Source organism: Gemmatimonadaceae bacterium (assembly GCA_016720905.1).
Taxonomy (GTDB): Bacteria; Gemmatimonadota; Gemmatimonadetes; order Gemmatimonadales; family Gemmatimonadaceae; genus Gemmatimonas.
On sequence record JADKJT010000002.1, the window covers coordinates 66,012 to 83,058 of the forward strand.

General features: G+C 64.7%; 13 protein-coding genes. 4 read left to right on the plus strand and 9 right to left on the minus strand.

Annotated features, from left to right (window positions below; genetic code table 11):
* The first annotated feature begins 22 nt into the window (after positions 1 to 22).
* Positions 23 to 610 carry a HupE/UreJ family protein gene (locus IPP90_02570; GenBank protein MBL0169601.1) on the plus strand — a complete coding sequence of 196 codons (588 nt, stop codon included), beginning with the start codon at positions 23 to 25 and terminating at the stop codon, positions 608 to 610.
* Between the two features lie 26 nt (positions 611 to 636).
* On the opposite strand, the gene IPP90_02575 is transcribed toward IPP90_02570, so the two are convergent.
* The 5 genes from IPP90_02575 to IPP90_02595 all read right to left on the minus strand — a co-directional run bounded on the left by IPP90_02575 (position 637) and on the right by IPP90_02595 (position 5,762).
* Positions 637 to 1,416 (minus strand): creatininase family protein, encoded by a 780-nt coding sequence (locus IPP90_02575; protein ID MBL0169602.1) that lies wholly within the window; start codon positions 1,414 to 1,416, stop codon positions 637 to 639.
* 40 nt (positions 1,417 to 1,456) lie between these two features.
* Complete coding sequence (locus tag IPP90_02580; GenBank protein ID MBL0169603.1) at positions 1,457 to 2,323, minus strand: zinc metallopeptidase; 867 nt, start codon at positions 2,321 to 2,323, stop codon at positions 1,457 to 1,459.
* Positions 2,324 to 4,357 (minus strand): DUF3857 domain-containing transglutaminase family protein, encoded by a 2,034-nt coding sequence (locus tag IPP90_02585; protein ID MBL0169604.1) that lies wholly within the window; start codon positions 4,355 to 4,357, stop codon positions 2,324 to 2,326.
* A gap of 26 nt (positions 4,358 to 4,383) precedes the next feature.
* Positions 4,384 to 4,896, minus strand: a complete 513-nt coding sequence (locus IPP90_02590; protein ID MBL0169605.1) for an HNH endonuclease — start codon at positions 4,894 to 4,896, stop codon at positions 4,384 to 4,386.
* Positions 4,897 to 5,276: 380 nt separating this feature from the next.
* On the minus strand, positions 5,277 to 5,762 hold the full coding sequence (locus IPP90_02595; protein ID MBL0169606.1) for an HIT family protein: 486 nt from the start codon (positions 5,760 to 5,762) through the stop codon (positions 5,277 to 5,279).
* A 105-nt stretch (positions 5,763 to 5,867) separates the two neighbouring features.
* Between IPP90_02595 and IPP90_02600 the strand changes: the two genes are divergently transcribed.
* Together IPP90_02600 and IPP90_02605 are read left to right on the plus strand one after the other, a co-directional pair.
* Positions 5,868 to 8,006, plus strand: coding sequence for a dehydrogenase E1 component subunit alpha/beta (locus tag IPP90_02600; GenBank protein MBL0169607.1), 2,139 nt, complete (start codon positions 5,868 to 5,870; stop codon positions 8,004 to 8,006).
* A gap of 111 nt (positions 8,007 to 8,117) precedes the next feature.
* Positions 8,118 to 10,562 carry a carboxypeptidase regulatory-like domain-containing protein gene (locus tag IPP90_02605; GenBank protein MBL0169608.1) on the plus strand — a complete coding sequence of 815 codons (2,445 nt, stop codon included), beginning with the start codon at positions 8,118 to 8,120 and terminating at the stop codon, positions 10,560 to 10,562.
* A 10-nt stretch (positions 10,563 to 10,572) separates the two neighbouring features.
* Here the strand turns inward: IPP90_02605 and IPP90_02610 are convergent, their stop codons facing one another.
* The 4 genes from IPP90_02610 to IPP90_02625 all read right to left on the minus strand — a co-directional run bounded on the left by IPP90_02610 (position 10,573) and on the right by IPP90_02625 (position 16,306).
* Positions 10,573 to 12,495 (minus strand): polysaccharide biosynthesis protein, encoded by a 1,923-nt coding sequence (locus IPP90_02610; protein MBL0169609.1) that lies wholly within the window; start codon positions 12,493 to 12,495, stop codon positions 10,573 to 10,575.
* 149 nt (positions 12,496 to 12,644) lie between these two features.
* Positions 12,645 to 14,633 carry an SLBB domain-containing protein gene (locus IPP90_02615; GenBank protein MBL0169610.1) on the minus strand — a complete coding sequence of 663 codons (1,989 nt, stop codon included), beginning with the start codon at positions 14,631 to 14,633 and terminating at the stop codon, positions 12,645 to 12,647.
* A 3-nt stretch (positions 14,634 to 14,636) separates the two neighbouring features.
* Positions 14,637 to 15,155 carry a hypothetical protein gene (locus IPP90_02620; protein MBL0169611.1) on the minus strand — a complete coding sequence of 173 codons (519 nt, stop codon included), beginning with the start codon at positions 15,153 to 15,155 and terminating at the stop codon, positions 14,637 to 14,639.
* A gap of 140 nt (positions 15,156 to 15,295) precedes the next feature.
* Positions 15,296 to 16,306, minus strand: a complete 1,011-nt coding sequence (locus IPP90_02625; GenBank protein ID MBL0169612.1) for a DUF4412 domain-containing protein — start codon at positions 16,304 to 16,306, stop codon at positions 15,296 to 15,298.
* 240 nt (positions 16,307 to 16,546) lie between these two features.
* Between IPP90_02625 and IPP90_02630 the strand changes: the two genes are divergently transcribed.
* Complete coding sequence (locus tag IPP90_02630; protein ID MBL0169613.1) at positions 16,547 to 17,038, plus strand: hypothetical protein; 492 nt, start codon at positions 16,547 to 16,549, stop codon at positions 17,036 to 17,038.
* Positions 17,039 to 17,047 lie beyond the last annotated feature (9 nt).

Sequence of the window (17,047 nt, forward strand, 5' to 3'; positions counted from 1 at the left end):
GCACGCTCGATAGGCGATCGACATGCTCGAGGAGTTTGCGTTGTACCTGCGCCTCGGCTTTTCGCACATCGCCGATCTCGCGGGTTACGACCACCTCTTGTTCATCACCGCACTCTCGATCCCGTATGCGCCGCGGGATTGGCGGCGTCTGGCGATCCTGGTGACCGCCTTTACCGTGGGACATAGTGTCACGCTGGCGCTGGCGACCCTGCGCCTGGTGTCGGTGTCGACGTCGCTGGTCGAGGCACTGATCCCGGCGACGATTTTCGTCACGGCGCTCCTCGCGTGGCGCGAGATCACCTCAACGGCCGACTCAGCGGAGACTGCGGTGCCTCCGCTGCGCTATCTGGTGACGGCGGCCTTCGGACTGATCCATGGCCTGGGGTTCTCGTCGTACCTGCGCGCGCTGCTGGGGAAGGCGGAGAGTATCGCGCTACCGCTCCTGTCGTTCAATGTTGGGTTGGAAATCGGACAGGTGTTCGTTCTGTTGTTGGTCATGACAATCGGCGCATTGGCCGGTCGATCGGCCCGCGCGCGACGGCTGTGGCCTCGATTGCTCGTGGGTGTGACGGCCACCTTCGCGGTCGTGCTGCTCATCCAACGTCTGTAGCCGTCGTCGAACCCGCCCGCCGACTGTTATCGGTACAGGCGCTGCGGGTCCACCGTCGCCAGCTCCAGACACAGCGCACTGATGCGCTCCACCGCCTCGGCGATGAATGCGGCACCCTGTTCGGCGGTTGCTTCGCGCGGATTGCCCACGCCGGTGTCATCGGTCACCTGGGTCCAACGGCGCGGCGTCCACGCCCACCCTTCGCGGACTCCCGACAGCACACTCTTGCGCGCGTGGCCGTCCCCCCAGGTTGCCCGGTCGGCCACCAGATGCGGTGCAACGTGCAGCACCGCTGCCGTCTCCAGCGCGCCGGCATGGTCGCCGGCTTCGACGAACCGCCCGTGATCACCGGCCTGCCACCAATTGGCGATGACCAGCAGGACGCCGGTTGCCGGCTGCAGCTCCCTGACCAGGGCACGCAGTTCGTTGCCACCATGTGCATTGAGCAACAGCAGCACCTTCACGCCGTGCGGTTCGATGCTGTTCACGATGTCGCGCAGCACCGCGAGTTGCGTTGACGGCATCACGCTCAGCGTCAACGGCAAATCCAATTGCGTGGTGTTCACGCCAAAGGGCATCGCGGGCAGCGCAGCCACATGCACGCCCTTCGCGGCGCAGACCGCGGCGACACGGGCCGCGACTTCCCGTCCCAGCAACGTGTCGGTGCCGTAGGGCAGATGCGTATTGTGCGGCTCGGTGGCCCCCCACGGCATGATGGCCACAGGCCACGTCACGTCGCGAACTGTCGGCCACGTGAGGTCTTCCAACATCCCGGCGCGCGGCCCGTGCGTTTCCGACGACGTCATGCGTCTCCCGTCTCCCGTCGCCCGGCTCCCGTGAACTCCGTCACCGCACCGACGCGAACGTATCGCATTGATTCGGGTCGCCGCTGTCGAAGCCCCGCTTGAACCACCGCGTCCGGTCTGCCGAGGAACCATGCGTGAATGTCTCGGCATTCACCCGCCCGCTGCCCATGCGCTGCAGCCGATCGTCGCCGACCGCGGCCGCCGCCGACAGTCCCTCCTCCAGATCACCGCGCTCCAACTGGCCATTTTTCGCCGCTTGATAGGCCCACACGCCGGCGTAGCAATCCGCTTGCAGCTCCATAGCCACGGACAGTCGGTTCTTCAGCTGCGGATTCCGTTGCTGCGCGTCTCGCAGTTCGCGCTCGGTACCCATCAGGTTCTGGACGTGGTGGCCAATTTCGTGAGCCAGTACATAGGCTTGTGCGAAGTCACCAGGAGCGCCGAACTGCCGGTCCAACTGATCGAAGAACGCGAGATCGAGATACACCTTCTGGTCGGCCGGACAGTAGAACGGACCGGAGGCAGCTTCCGCAAATCCGCACGCCGATTGGACGGCGTCGCGGAACAAGGACAGCTTCGCATCGCGGTACCCCGGCAACTTCCGACTCCATCCTGTCTGGGCGCTGTCGAGGATGCTCGACATGAACAGCACCATGCCCTCTTCCGTCGAGTCCTGCAACGATGCGTCGCCGCGAGCACTGGGAAGCGTCGCGCTGGGGTCGCCACCGGACAAACCCCCGAAGTCGCTGACCAGGTCCTTCTTGAAGATCACGCTCAGCACGATCAGCACCACCAGGCCGCCCAGTCCCATTCGCCGACCGCCACCGCCTCCGCCAAATCCGCCTGCGGGGCCCGCTCCGCGTTGGTCTTCGAGGTTCCGGCTCCGTCCTCCGGGAATCCAACGCATTCAGGGTACCGGCGCAGGGCGCAGTGAAAGGAATTCGTAGTCGTCCGCTCCGACGGTCTTGAGCCAGACGATGACCTCGCTGATCCGTTGTGGAGGAAACACGCCGCGCTGACCTTGAATACGACGTATCAAGTGCACCTCACGCCCTTCCTGCGTCCACGTGGATTCATATCGTCCGAAGAAGCTGGTCGAAACGATGTTTTTGGGCAACTCGGCTTTCCAGCCGACGGGCAGTGTGATGCGCAAATCGGTAAGCGTCTCCACCTGCCCGAGAATCTGCGCTGCATCAATGGGGAATTCCCGCGACGTCCGGCTTTCCAGTTCCTTTGCCATGCTCTTGTATCCGCGCGCCGGGCTGCGGAAACCGGTGTTCATGGAAAACAATCGAGAGTCGCCGGCGGTCTTGAGCACGTTGTCCGCTTTCACCACGTACGAGAGTGCGGTCGGCGACGCGAGATTCCGGCTGTCGAACGCCACCAACGCTTCCGCGGTCGCATCGGACGCGAACAGGCGCTGGGCGAGCGCCTTTTCGAGATTCTCGCGACGTGTCGAGTCCAGCGGCACGGCAAACGCCGAGCGCATTCCGAACGATGCACTCCCGCGCGTTTCCTCATTCACGCGTGCTTCGACATGTCCCGATGTATCGATCGACAGTCGGATGCGCATCGTCGAACCGTTGGATTCGGTGGCCGACAGGGGCAAGCGGATCTCCTGGGCGCGCCCGTCGGGAAGCACGACAATGCCCAGCTGTCCCTGATACACGTCGGGGATCATTCCGTAGGGAATGAACTCGGCGGTGAGGTCGGTAAACGTCCAGCCGGCGCCCTCCTGTACCGCCGCGATGGCATGATTGAATTGATAGATCGACGGCAGCGCCGGATCCGGTTTGCCACCCAGCGACAGCAGCACCGTGTTGGCCGCTATGCGGTAGCGACGCAACGCTGCCACAAACAACGTGGATTTGTCCTTGCAGTCCCCGAACCCGGACGACAGCACGTCGGCCGGTAGGCGTGGCTGATATCCCCCGATGCCGAGCGACACCGACACGTAGCGGATATCCTGCGCGACCCAACGGTGCACGGCGCGAACGGTATCCAGTCGGGTCGTCGCACCACTGGCCTTCACCACCGAATCGATGCGCGCCGTCACCATCGGTGGCAGGAGATACCGATCGCGCGCCAGACTTTCGTACCACGTGGCAATGTCGTTCCATGATCCGGGCGCCGTGACGGCAATCGACATCACCACATCATTCGAGTCGGCGGCAAACGCTTCGCCGCGGAATGGCTGGACGTTGCTGTCCGCCCAGGTGAAGACGCGGCGGCCGCCGCGTACTTCCTCCGACCGCCGGAACGGCAGATTGCGTTCGATGATGCGAGGCAAGTATCCGTCGGGGACGTCGACCGTGAACACCGAGCGTGCAATCGGCACCTGGTTGTTCACGTTCCATCCCAGCAGGAAATCCCCCGGGCGATACGGCGACTTCTCTTCGAGGGTGAACTGCACATCGAGAATGGTGCCAACCGCCACTCCGGAGAGCGACACGCGCCGGATTTTCTGTTCCTGGTAGATCGGATTCGCCAGTTGCGCGGTGACGTCCGACTCCTGCTCCTGCGCCGGTCGGTCGCTGAGGACTTCGCCGGTCGTCCTGAGGACGCGAATCCAATCGATGGTCAGCGTCTGGTGCGACTTGGCGTATCCGAAGGCCCGCTCGGACATGCCGCGCACGACCCCTTCGTCGAGAATCTGAAAGACCTGCCGTGACCGCTTGACGGATCGGCCGTCGGCTTCGATGCGATTGTCGCTCTCATCGAGGAGCAGCACATAGGGCCGCCCACGGTTGCGGGCGGGATCGACCGCCAGGCGCACAATCGAGTCGGAGGGCGCGCTCGGGCGCCCGGCTGATGCCTGCGCGACCATGTCCCGCATGGGCATCGCCAGCGCGAGCAGGACCCACGCGACCACATGTCGCCACGGACGGGACGACCGGAGAACCACGAAACTGACCATGATGAACAGTGTCCGGCGCCTCACGGGAAGTCCACCGACTGGGCCGGACACTACGCCGCGATGTCCTCCTCCCCCGCAAACGCCAGACTGACCGCCCTTCGGGCATCACGTTTGAGCGCCCGGTGGACCGACCGCGCGTATCGCATGAAATTGGCGCCCGCCCACGCATGGCGCGCAAAGAATTCGTAGGGTTGCAGGTCGCTCTTCAAGCGATTGCACGGCGCGCAGGCGACCACGAGGTTGCCGGGATCATGCGCGCCGCCGCGGGCCAACGGGACCACGTGATCGAGCGTCGCGGTGCGCTGGTCGAGGGACATGGCGCAGTACACGCACCGTTGACCACAATCGCGTAGTGCGACGCGGCGCATGGCGCGCTTCATGGCGGCATGGGCGGTAGCGCTGGCCGCGGCGCTGGCCGCCACTCGGCCGAAGCGGTCTCGGGGGAATGCGGTGTTGGCGCGGGCGGTTGCCCGTGATCCTCGAGCCCGAACCGACGAGCGTTTGGATGGTCGGGCCCCGCGTGCGGCACTTCCCTTGGCGAGTCGGAGATTTCGGCGGGCCATCAGCGCCGACCCGCGTCGCACGCCATACCAAAAAACATCACCCCGACGGAGGCGAGTATCCTCACGTCGGGGCGAATGGCGATGTCGCAGGGGCCGGCGTCGAGCGCCGGTGGTCGGACTCCCCGGATTCGAGCGGCGGGGATTGGGTGGCATCGGCGAATGAGGCGCCGAGCACGCGCTGGCGTGGGAGGCACGCAGCGACGACGGGGGGTACCGCGAGTGGAGCGCATCATCCTCCTGGTGGGGCCGGGTGGAGTGGCGCAGCAGAACGCAGAAGCCGAGCAAACGGTCCGTTCGACGTCTTTCGGAATAGACGGCGAGCGACATCGCGAGGATACGTTTGTGATCACTGGCTCGTCAAGAGCCAGTATCGGCCGGAACTACTCCTTCATCCCACTGTTACGCAGCGGATCGCGCAACAGACTCCCGATCCGCGCCGCCATCGCCTCCATCTGCTCGCGATTGGGCATCTCCGAGCCCGCAAACGGGAGCGGAATCTCGAAACCGTCGTCCTCGCGGCGTGGGATCAGGTGGATGTGATAGTGCATCACATGCTGGCCGGCATTGGCCCCGGAGCTGACGACGATGTTCAGGTCGTTCGCATCCGCGGCCGTGAGGATGACCGGTATGAGTTTGGTGGCGACGTCGAACAGGTGGGCGGCGACCCGTCGCGGGATGTCCTGCACCCGCTCGTAGTGGGCCCTCGGCACAACGAGGACATGGCCGGCGTTGACCGGTTGCACTTCGAGAAACGCAATGGACTGGGCGTCCTCGTAGACCATTGAGACTTCGGCCGCGCCGCGGATGAGGTCACAGAAGATGCAGTGGCCGCTGGTTTGGTCGGCGGACGAATGAAGTTGGGACATGGCTCCAAGGTGCGCCCCATCCGGGCAAGTGGCAAGAACACCCCACGGCCGGTGCCGGCGCGCTATTTTTCCGGCTGGACACTGTTTCCCCGAGATCGACACACGATGGCTACTTCGACCCGCCCGACTCGCGCCCCCAAAGGCCAGGCCTCCGATCCCGACAGCGCCCCGCCGCTTTCGCGTGAGCAGCTGCTGCACGCCTACCGCACGATGTATCTGTCGCGGCGGATCGACGACAAGGAGATCCAGCTCAAGCGCCAGAACAAGATCTTCTTCCAGATCTCAGGCGCCGGACATGAGGCGATTCTGACGGCGGCCGGCATGGTCCTGCGGCCGAGCCACGACTGGTTCTACTGCTACTATCGCGATCGCGCCCTCATGCTGATGCTGGGGATGACGGCGAACGAGATGCTGTACAGCGCGGTCGGTGCGGCCATCGACCCCAACTCGGGCGGACGGCAAATGCCCAGCCATTGGGGACACAAGGCGCTGAACGTGGCGACGGCCTCATCGCCGACGGGGACGCAGTTCCTGCAGGCCGTGGGCGCCGCTGAGGGCATCGTGCGCGCCAGGATCCTCGGCATCACCGAGGGGTTTGCCGACGACGAGGTGGTGCTCGTCACCACCGGCGACGGCACGACCAGCGAAGGCGAATTCTGGGAATCGCTCAATTCAGCCTGCAACCTCAAGCTGCCCATTGTCTATCTCGTCGAAGACAACGGGTATGCGATTTCCGTTCCGGTTGAAGTGAACACGGCGGGCGGTTCGATCTCCAAGCTTGTCGCATCATTCCCTGGACTGTACATCGAAGAGGTGGACGGGTGCGATCTGCACGCATCACTGGCCACGATGCAGCGCGCCGTCACTTATGCACGCGAACGCAAGGGGCCGGCGCTCGTCCACGCCAAGGTCATTCGTCCGTATTCGCATTCGCTCTCGGACGACGAAGTCTTCTATCGTCCGCAGGCGGAGCGCGATGCCGACGCGGCCCGCGATCCGTTGACGACGTTTCCCACGTGGCTGGTGGGTGAGGGCCTGGCGACCGACGCCGAGTTGGAGGCACTGCGCACAGAAGTCGATGCGGCCCTGCTGGCCGCGACCGACGATGCGCTGTCGCAGCCACAGCCTGACCCCAGCACCGTACTGTTCGGCGTGTATTCACCGGATGTCGACCCGACGTCCGAACAGTTCGACACCGAAGACGACCCGCAATTCGTCGGCGAACCCACCACGATGGTGGATCTGGTCAACGCCTGTCTGCGCGATGAGATGACGCGCGATGACCGCATTCTGGTGTTCGGCGAAGACGTGGCGGACGTGTCGCGCGACGAGCATCTGGGCAAGGTGAAGGGCAAGGGTGGGGTGTTCAAGGCCACTCATGGCCTGCAATCCAGGTTTGGCAGCACACGCGTGTACAACTCGCCGCTGGCCGAAGCGAACATCATCGGGCGCGCCATCGGTCTCGCCCACCGTGGGTTCCGACCGGTGGTCGAAATCCAGTTCTTCGATTACATCTGGCCGGCGTACATGCAGATCCGCGACGAGTTGGCCACGATGCGGTGGCGCTCGCACAACGCGTTCAACGCGCCGGTGGTCATTCGCACGACGTATGGCGGCTACATCCGTGGCGGCCCGTATCACTCACAGACCGGGGCCTCGTTGTTCACGCACTGCCCGGGCCTCCGCGTGGTGTGCCCCAGCAACGCGCTCGACGCCAACGGCCTGCTGCGCACCGCCATCCGTTGCGACGATCCGGTGATATTCCTCGAGCACAAGCACCTGTATCGGCAGACGTACAACAAGGCGCGGTATCCGGGCCAGAACTTCATGATTCCGTTCGGCAAGGCCCGCACCGTGCGTGAGGGTACGGACCTGACCGTCGTGACCTATGGCGCGACGGTGCAGCGTGCGCTGGTGGCGGCCAATCAGATTGCCGAGGAAGGCGGGCCAAACGTCGAGGTGATTGACTTGCGCACGCTCTCGCCGTGGGATCAGGAGGCGGTGTACGCGAGTGTCAAGAAGACCGGACGCGTGATCGTGGCCTATGAGGACAGCCTGTCGTGGGGCTACGGAGCGGAGATTGCCGCGCGCATCGCCGATGACTGCTTTGCGTGGCTGGACGCGCCGGTCAAGCGCGTGGCCAGCGCCGATGTGTTTGTCGGGTACGCGCCGCAGTTGGAAGATGCGACATTGCCGCAGGTGGAGACGTTCCGGACGGCGTACGTGGAGTTGGCGAAGTACTAAGTACTAAGTACTAAGTACCAAGTACCAAGTACCAAGTACCAAGTACCAAGTACTAAGTACTGGGTACTAAGTACTCAGTACCAAGTACTGCGTTCCTGGAGTCCTCGTGTGATGGTGAGTGGCAACGGCTGGAAGCGCGGGGCGATGGTGGGAGTGCTGGTTGCGCTGTTGCCGCGCGCGGCGCAGGGGCAAGTCGTGCGGGGAACCGTGGTGGACGCGACGGCGCGCGTCGTGTCCGGCGCCGTGGTGGCGCTCGTCGATTCTACGCAGACCGTGGTCGCGCGGGCGCTCACCGATGATCGCGGCGAGTATCGCGTGGTGGCCCCGCGTGCGGGCAGCTATAGGTTGCGCACGCTGCGCATCGGCTTCCAGCCCACCGTGTCGTCGACGCTGGTTCTGCGCGAGGGTACAGTCTCGGTCGAACGGCTGGTGCTGGAAGGCGTACGCGTCACGCTGGACGCGGTACGCATTGTCTCCCAGAGCGCCTGCGGCCGTCAGGCGTCTACTGACGCCGATGCGACCTTTGCGGCGTGGGATCAGGCGATGACCTCCATCGCGGCCACGAACCTCACGTCGGCGGCGCGCGGACTCACCGCCACGGTCATGCAGATTGACCGCACGCTGGAGCCTGACGGCCGAAAGATCCGCGCGCAGTCGGCCACCGTGCGCACGGACTTTGTCACGCAACCATGGAAGTCGCTGCCCGCCGATACGCTGCGTCGTCGTGGCTACATGACCACCGATGCCGACGACTGGACGACGTATAGCGCACCAGGACTCGATGTGCTGGTGTCGCCGCACTTCCTGGAAGACCATTGCCTGCGATTGGTGAAGGCCCGGGACTCGACGGAAATCGGCGTCGCCTTTGAGCCCACGCCCGAGCGATTCCGTCGCTCTGAAATTCGCGGCACCTTGTGGCTGGATCGTACCAGCGCCGATTTGCGCCGGTTGGATTTCACGTTTACCACGCTGCCCGGCGCACTCAAGGATTTTCCGGCGGGCGGCGCGATGGCGTTTGAACGATTGACCACCGGCGCGATCGTGATCTCGTCGTGGGAGATCCGTATGCCGCGCCTGGTCAAGGAGTCTCCCCGTTCGGTCAAGGTGCGCGTCGCCGACATTGGCGCGACCGGCGGCCAACTGGTGGTACTGCGCCGCAACGCGGACACTTTGTTCCGGCGCGCCACGCTGTCCGTGAGTGGCGTGGTGCTGGACTCCACGTCGGGCAATCCGCAGGCGCGCGCCTCGGTGGCGTTGGTTGGCACCGCCACGCAGGCGCTCACGGACGCGGCCGGCCGTTTCGTACTGAACGATGTGCTGCCCGGTGAATATGCCCTGGCGGTGCGCACCCCCTCGTTGGACTCCATTCGCGCGTCCAGCCAGTCCACCATCCTGGTCGCAGAGGGGATGACCGCCGTGCGCCTCAAGGTGCCGACGGCCACGCAGTTGGCCGCGTCGTTGTGTGGCACCACACTCTCCGGGGCAGCCGGGCGTGGGAAAGGCGCGGTGCTGGGCACGCTGCGCGACGCCGGCGATACCACCATGCTGGGCGGCATACGGGTCGTGGCCGACTGGACTGAGATCGATACCCGCGGCGGTGCGTTGCAGCGTCAGGCGAAGCGAATGGAAACGCAGTCCGATGGATCGGGTGCGTTTCGGATATGCGGTGTGCCCACCGAGACGGTGCTGACGGTGCGCGCCATGCCGGCCCGCGGGCGGTCGCAGACTGTGACCGTGCGACTCACACCTGATGAACGCTTCGCCTCGACGTCGTTGCCGGTCGATCGCGGTCGCCCAGCGGTGGCCACCTTCTCCGGCGTCGTGGTCGCCGACTCATCGCAGCGCCCACTGGCGGATGCGGAGGTGTCCATTCCGGCGCTGTCGCTGTCGACGCGCAGCAACGCCCGCGGTGAATTCCGCCTGAATGACGTGCCGGCGGGCACGCACGAGATTTTCGCTCGCCGCGTGGGATATGGGGCGATGACGGCTCAGGTCACCTTTGCGGCGAACGATGAGGAAGAGCGGCGCCTCGTCCTTCGACCACTCACCGTGCTCGATTCCGTTGAGGTGCTGGCCACGCGAGCCGATCGCGCCCTCCTCGAGTTCGAAGAAAACCGAAAACTCGGTCTCGGGCACTTCATCACGCGCGAAGAACTGGACAAGCACCGGAATCAAAAGATGGGGGATCTGCTGTCGATGGTGCCCGGCACCGGCGTCGCGCGTGGACGCACCAGTGGCGCCTGGATTCTGTCCAAACGATTTGTCGTCCCGCTGAGCGCGGCCTCTGGCCAGGGCTCCGGCTCGATTTATTCGCCCGACGCGACGGAACGGATGCTCGGCATCGTGGCCGGCTGCTACGCGCAAGTCTGGTTGGACAATCGGCTGATGAATGCGGGACAACCCACCGAACCGTTCGACGTCAACAGCATCGCCCCCGACCAGATCGAGGGCGTCGAATGGTACGCGGGCGCGGCGCAAACACCGTCGCGGTATTCGAAACTGGGCTCCAACTGCGGTGTGTTGGTCATTCACCGTCGACGCTTCGATCCACGCTGAACGGACCCGCTCACGCCACCAGCGTGAGCTCCCGCTTCACCACGTGTGTGGTCCCCAGGGCCACATACTCCGGCACCAACTCGGCAATGCGTCGCCGCAACTGCTCGTCCGACTCGCGCTTCTGCGCGGCCGAGACCAACGCATCGACGCCGTGCAGCAGCCCCGCGCCAGGCGTGCCCAACAGGGCGCACAGCACTTTCTCGTGCGCGGTCGGCTTCATGTGCTCGTCGTCCAGGGCAAGCTCCTCAAACAACTTCTCACCCGGGCGAATGCCCGAGAACTTGATCTCGATGTCGGTGCCCAGTCGCAACCCTGACAGGCGAATGAGATCGCTGGCCAGGTCCACGATCTTCACCGGTTCACCCATCTCCAGCACCAGCACTTCGCCGCCGTTCCCCAGCACGGCCGCCTGCAACACCAGTTGCACCGCCTCGGGGATCGTCATGAAGTATCGCGTCATCTCCGGATGCGTGATCATCACGGGACCGCCGGCGCGAATCTGGCGCAGGAACATCGGCACGACGCTTCCGCGGCTCCCCAGCACATTGCCGAACCGCACGCACACGTAGTTGCGCCCCGCACTCTGCGCCGTGCGCTGCACAATGAGTTCGGCGATACGCTTGGTGGCCCCCATGATGCTGGTCGGGTTCACCGCCTTGTCACTGGAGATCAGCACAAAGTGTGGCACGCCGTGACGCGCTGCCGCTTCGACCATGACCCGTGTGCCCTTCACGTTGTTGGTGATGGCCTCCACGAGATTCTCCTCCATCAACGGCACGTGCTTGTGTGCGGCCGCGTGGAACACCACGTGCGGGGTGAAGCGGGCCATCACGCTGTCGATGCGGGCGTCATCGCGCACGTCGGCAATCACCGTGGCCAACGGCACGCCCGGGAAATGCGTGGCCAGCTCGTGGTGAATCTCGTAGATGGAATTCTCGCCGTGACCCACGAGGACCAATCGCGCCGGCGCCTGTCGCGCAATCTGCCGACACAGTTCGCCGCCAATGGACCCTCCCGCACCGGTGATGAGCACCGTCTGTCCTTCGGTGATGCGACGAACGGCCTGCAGGTCGGTCTGCACCGGAGCGCGTCGCAGCAAGTCCTGAATCTCGACTGGCCTCAGCTGATTCACGCCGACCCGACCGGAGAGCACTTCGGCGAGTCCCGGCATCGTTCGCGCTTCCGCGCCCGCATCCGTGCAGACGCGCACAATCTCACGCACCATCGGGCCTGTGGCATCCTCGATCGCGAGAATCACGTGGCGCACATCATCGCGCTGGAGCCGCTCGGCGAGGGTTGACAGGGGACCGAACACCGGGAGCCCCGCCACGCGGTGGTCACGCAAGGCCGGCGCGTCATCCAGAAAGCCAATGGGCTGAAATCCCAGGTGCGGCTGTTCGATCATCTCGCGGGCGGTCGATCGTCCGGCATTCCCGGCGCCAAGGATCAGTACGCGCTTCCCCTGCGTACGCGGCCTGGTGCGTGCCGAATGCCAGCGCACAAGGCGTGCGCACACGCGCGGCAACGCGAGGACCGCCATGCTCCACATCGTCTGCGACGAAATCACGGATAGCGGGAGCCGCGAGTGCGCCAGTCCGGTGAGCGGGAGCAGGAACACCCCCACCGCCACGTTCGCAGCCGCGGCCACGAAGAGCGTAACCAGCAGGGCTTCGAGTTCCTCGACCGACGCGGTGGCCCATACGCGGCGGTACAGGCCGAACGCCGCACTCACACCCAGCCAGAGCGCGATGGACACCAACGCGTGGTTCGTGGCCGCCTCACGCCACGTGGTGAGCCAGCTCAGTCCTTCAAAGCGCAACGTCCACGCCAGTCCCCAAGCAAAGAGGAGCAGCGTGGCATCGAGAATGACGAGCTGCCGATTCGTCAACCAGTCATGGCGACGGACGACTGCGGAACTCTCAGGGGTCAACATTTGACTGGTCTGCAAATACGACATTGGACCAGCACGCGTCGTCGCGTCTGCGTCCCGGTTCTCAGTATCGGCTCGGCCACCACTCGGCTTGACGACCCGACACAATGTCTCCCGCCATGCGTGACGCTCGCGCCCGGCAGGAGACGCCGTCAGTTCGTTCGGCTCAACACCACGGCAATCGTGACAATACTGCCCAGCACCTGCGCAGTCGTTCCCAGCAGCTGCGCCCAGTCCTTTTTGGCGTTGGGATCCTTGGCCGGCACGAAGACCTTGCTGCCGGGCCGGGGTTCCGGCGAGCTTGTGAAGAACCAGAACGATGAATGGCGACTCTCCACCTTGCCGTTGGCCTGCTGCACCCACACGCGATCAACGTCTCCATCGGACGCCGCACCGCCGGCCGCGCGGATGTAGTGACCAAGTGACTTCCCCGGCTCATACGGCACGGCCAGCGGCGAATTCACGGATCCGGCGATCGTCACCAGGGCATTGAACCGCGGCACGTGGATGGAATCACCGGCCAGCAGCAACAGATTGTCGCGGTCCTTCGGATTTTTCAGGACACTCGGCAGGTCGATACCGACGCGACCCAGTCCCCCGTCGGTGCGCGCGAAAGAAATACCACCGGAGTACGCCGATGTGGTCAGTCCGCCGGCGCGGGCGATCACATCCGCCAATCGTTCGGTTTTCGAACGCAACGAATACACTCCGGGGTAGTGCACCTCACCGGTCAATACCACGGTTTGCTGTAACTGCCAGTCGGGTTGTCGGAACACCAGCACGTTATCGTAGGGCTGCAGCACCACTTCGGTGGCATTCGCGGACATCGACGTGCCGTTCACCAGAAATGAGGAGTCCAGCGGCGCGCGGAATGTGGTGGCGATGACGCCTTCCTCACGGGTATCTGGCAACCGCGCGATTTCGACGTCGCGCAGTGCGGCGCTGGGATGCAGTCCACCCGCCTGCAACACCAGGTCGCGCAGGGTCATCCCCTCATGGAACGCGTACTGCCCCGCCCGCACCACGGCGCCACTGACTGCCACGTACCGTGGCGCGCGAAACTCGGTGAGGGAGTAGACCGTCACCTCATCGTCTTCGCGCAGGACCAGCGGATCGAGCGTGGCCCCGGAGAGATCACGCAACGTGGCCCGCACCTGCTCACGGGTGGAATCGGATCGCAACCGCGACACGATCACCCGACCCAGATAGGTATCGGGCTTGAGTCCACCCGCGCGCGTCAGCGCGTCGGTCAGCGTTTCGTTCACCGTGATCCCCTGGGTGCCCGGCTGCCATACGTTTCCCTTGACCGTGATGCGACGGCGCACGCGAGTGGCCACGCGCGGCACGTCCACGACGTCGCCACTCTCCAGACGCACGGCGCTCAGGGTGCGCGCGTCACTTTTGTCGGGGACGGCAACGTCGAGGACGATGCGATCGCTGCCTTCCGCGGTTCGCTGCGCCGGCGGCACAATGCGCTCGATGCGGACGTTGCGGCGGGATGCGTCGTCGGTGAAACCGCCGGCAGAGGTGACCAGATCGTCCAGCGTCTCGCCCGCGCGCAATTCGTACGTGGCCGGCCGCAGGACGCCGCCGTGAATCCGCACGCGCGCGCCGTGCGGCGGCACGAACAGCACGTCGCCGTTCTCCAGTCGCACATCACCCGACGCATCGCCGCGAATGAGGTAGTTGTAGATGTCGAACTTCTGTGCCGGCGCGCCGCGCCGACGGATTTCAATGGTGCGCAAGGACCCGCGATCGGTGGGTCCGCCGGCCGAGTACAGCGCCGTCAGGGCCGTCCCCGCGCTGGAAATGCGGTAGCTGCCGGGTTGTGTCACATCACCGACCACAAACACCTGATTGGATCGCAGGCGCGCGACGCTCAACGAGAAGCGAGTCGTGATCCCGATTCCCGAGTATACGCGGCCCAGCCGTTTGCGGAGGACACTCTCCAGTTCACCAAGCGTCAACGACGACACCGGGATCTGCCCCACCACGGGCACGACGACAAAGCCCTCGCGCGTCACGTCGAGGGTGTAGGCTTCCTCGACATCGCCGGTCAGGATCAGCACCAGTTGATCCCCCGGGCCCAACCGATACGAGGCATCAACCGGCCCGCCGGCATTGGCGTCAAACAACGTCATAAACTACAAGAACAGATCGAGCCCGAAGAGCGTGCTCCCATCGTGGTTGTAGTCCGTCTCACCGGCGCCTCGGCGCGCGACCGCGCGAGCCGCGGCGCTGTCGTCGCCCGCGAGGGGGCGCGAGGCCGCGCGCTCGGTGTTCGCCGCACTGCTGATCGCCATGCGCCGCAGCGCGGTCGCATCGGTTGAATCCACCACACCCAGCGAGCGCAGGGCGCCGATGAGCGAGTCGGCGCTCACGCGCGAGGCCTCACTGGTCGTGGCCGCGCCCATCACCTGATCGAGCAGCGATTCGGGGTAGCCTGCAGCGCGGAGTCTCGTGCGAACCTGCACCGGCGAGAGACCGCTGGATTGCAGACGCTGGCGCAGCTGCGCTGCCAGCTCCGGACGCGCACGCAGCATGGCCTCCGCCTGCTGCGGCGTCGGCAGATTCGACGGCAGCGTCTGTGAATGCGCCGGAGTAGCCGTCAGGCACACCAGTATCGAGGCGGCCAGGGCGAACGAGCGGGATATGGGCAACACGGATGGGGACAAACGGAAAAAGTCGCGATCTTGGGCTACTGCCAAGACGCGCGACCTTCCCGTGGTGTAACGCTGGACGGGGCAACTGTGACGGGCCGGACCTTCCGGCGCGTGATGCCGGCCCCGTTCGGCTTCGCCCCTTATTGCGGTGGCTTCTTCTTGAACATGCCACCCAGACCGGCCTTGATGGCGTCGCCGGCGCTCGGTTTGGCCCCTTTGCCCTTCGTCGTATCGGCGCCCTTGGCGCTGTCCATGGCGGACTGCGCCGCTTTCATTGTCTCGCTCAGGTTGGTGACCTGATAGCCCTCGGGGATCTTGAACACGGCCGGATCGACGTTGCCTTTCTTGAGGTCGGTGACCTCCATCGTGATGATATCCGTCGTGACCTTGCCCTTGCCGTCGGTGGTGGTCGACCAGGTCGTGCTGCGGAGCGCCATCCCCTTGCGACCGTATTCCTTCTCGTATTTCGCGAACTCGGCGGCCATCTCGGGATTCGTGGCCTTCATGCCGCTGGTGAACGACCGGCCCCACACCGCCAGCGCCTCCTCGTCGATCTCGATACCCTGGGCGATCCACTGATCGCTGGAATCCGACGACGACGAGCGCTGGGTCATTCCCATGATCTTCACCTCGATGTCGCTGCTGTTGTACATCCGCACGTGCCGGGTGCGGTACCCCAGGATGTTCTCGCCCGCGCCCATGTCCTTGAACGAGAACTTGGCGTTGTTGATGCTCATCTTCATCATGGGATTGTTCATCATGGCCCCCAGGCCGCTGCCGAACTGGCCGGCGTCCATGACCATCACCTGCTTGTCCTTGTCATTGACGATCGCAAACTGCGCCGGCGACGACGTGATGATGATGTAGGCGCCTTTCTGACCCATCGGGCCCTTGCCGTTGGTGTAATCCATTCGCGCGTTGCCGCCCTGCAATTGCACCAGCGCGTTGATATCCATCGACTCCTTGCGGCGCTTGTCGGTCGAGGCCGATGTCACGGTGTAGGTGAACGTGAGCCCGGCGGCGGCCGGTCTGGCGACGGGCGGAATCGACGGCGTCCGTGCGGCGGCCAGAGTGGCTATCGTGCCGACCAGCAACAATGTCACAGCCAAAAACCGGGCTGGCGTTCCGAGTCGGGTGGCGGCTACTGGCATGGGAGCCTCGCGAGAGGGGTTGAGCGATACAGGGAGATCTCCTTGAAGCTATGTCGACCGTAGTGGGCGGCAAGCGGCCGACGTTCCCGATTGGGCATTACAGCACCTGTGCGTCGTCAATGCGCCCGTTCGCCCAATCACCCGGTGCAGTCTGTCTCCGCCAGCTTGACGGACACCGGTGCGGGCGACAGTCTCCATCAGATGGTCGATGTGCGTCAACCGCTTGCGGAGGTCTTTCTCATGCGCTCTCGATGGTTCGCGCGCTCGCTGTGCACGGCGACGCTGTTCACGTTTTTCGCACCGACGGTGCCGCTCAGCAGTCAGCAGCCGGCCAAACCGGCCGCCAATCGCCCCGCGCAAACGGCGACCCCATCGGTCACCTATGTAAAGGTGATCGGCGCCGACTACGCCTTCGAGACTCAGGACATCGTGCCGGCAGGCATCGTCGCCTTCAATCTGGTGAATAGCGGCAGCGACCTGCATGCGATGGCAATCTTCGAATTGCCAGAAAAGCACACGCTGCGGGAATTTCTGGATCAGTATCACGGCATGGGCATGATCCCGGCGTGGATGATCGGCGTGGGACAGACACCCACCATTGCCCCGAAAGCCGAGACGTTTCTCACGGTCCGCATGAAGCCGGGTCGGTACATTCTGGCCTGCCTCATTCCCGCGCGCGACGGGCGCATGCACACGGAAAAGGGGATGGTGAAGCTGATCACGGTGAAGTAACGGTCGACG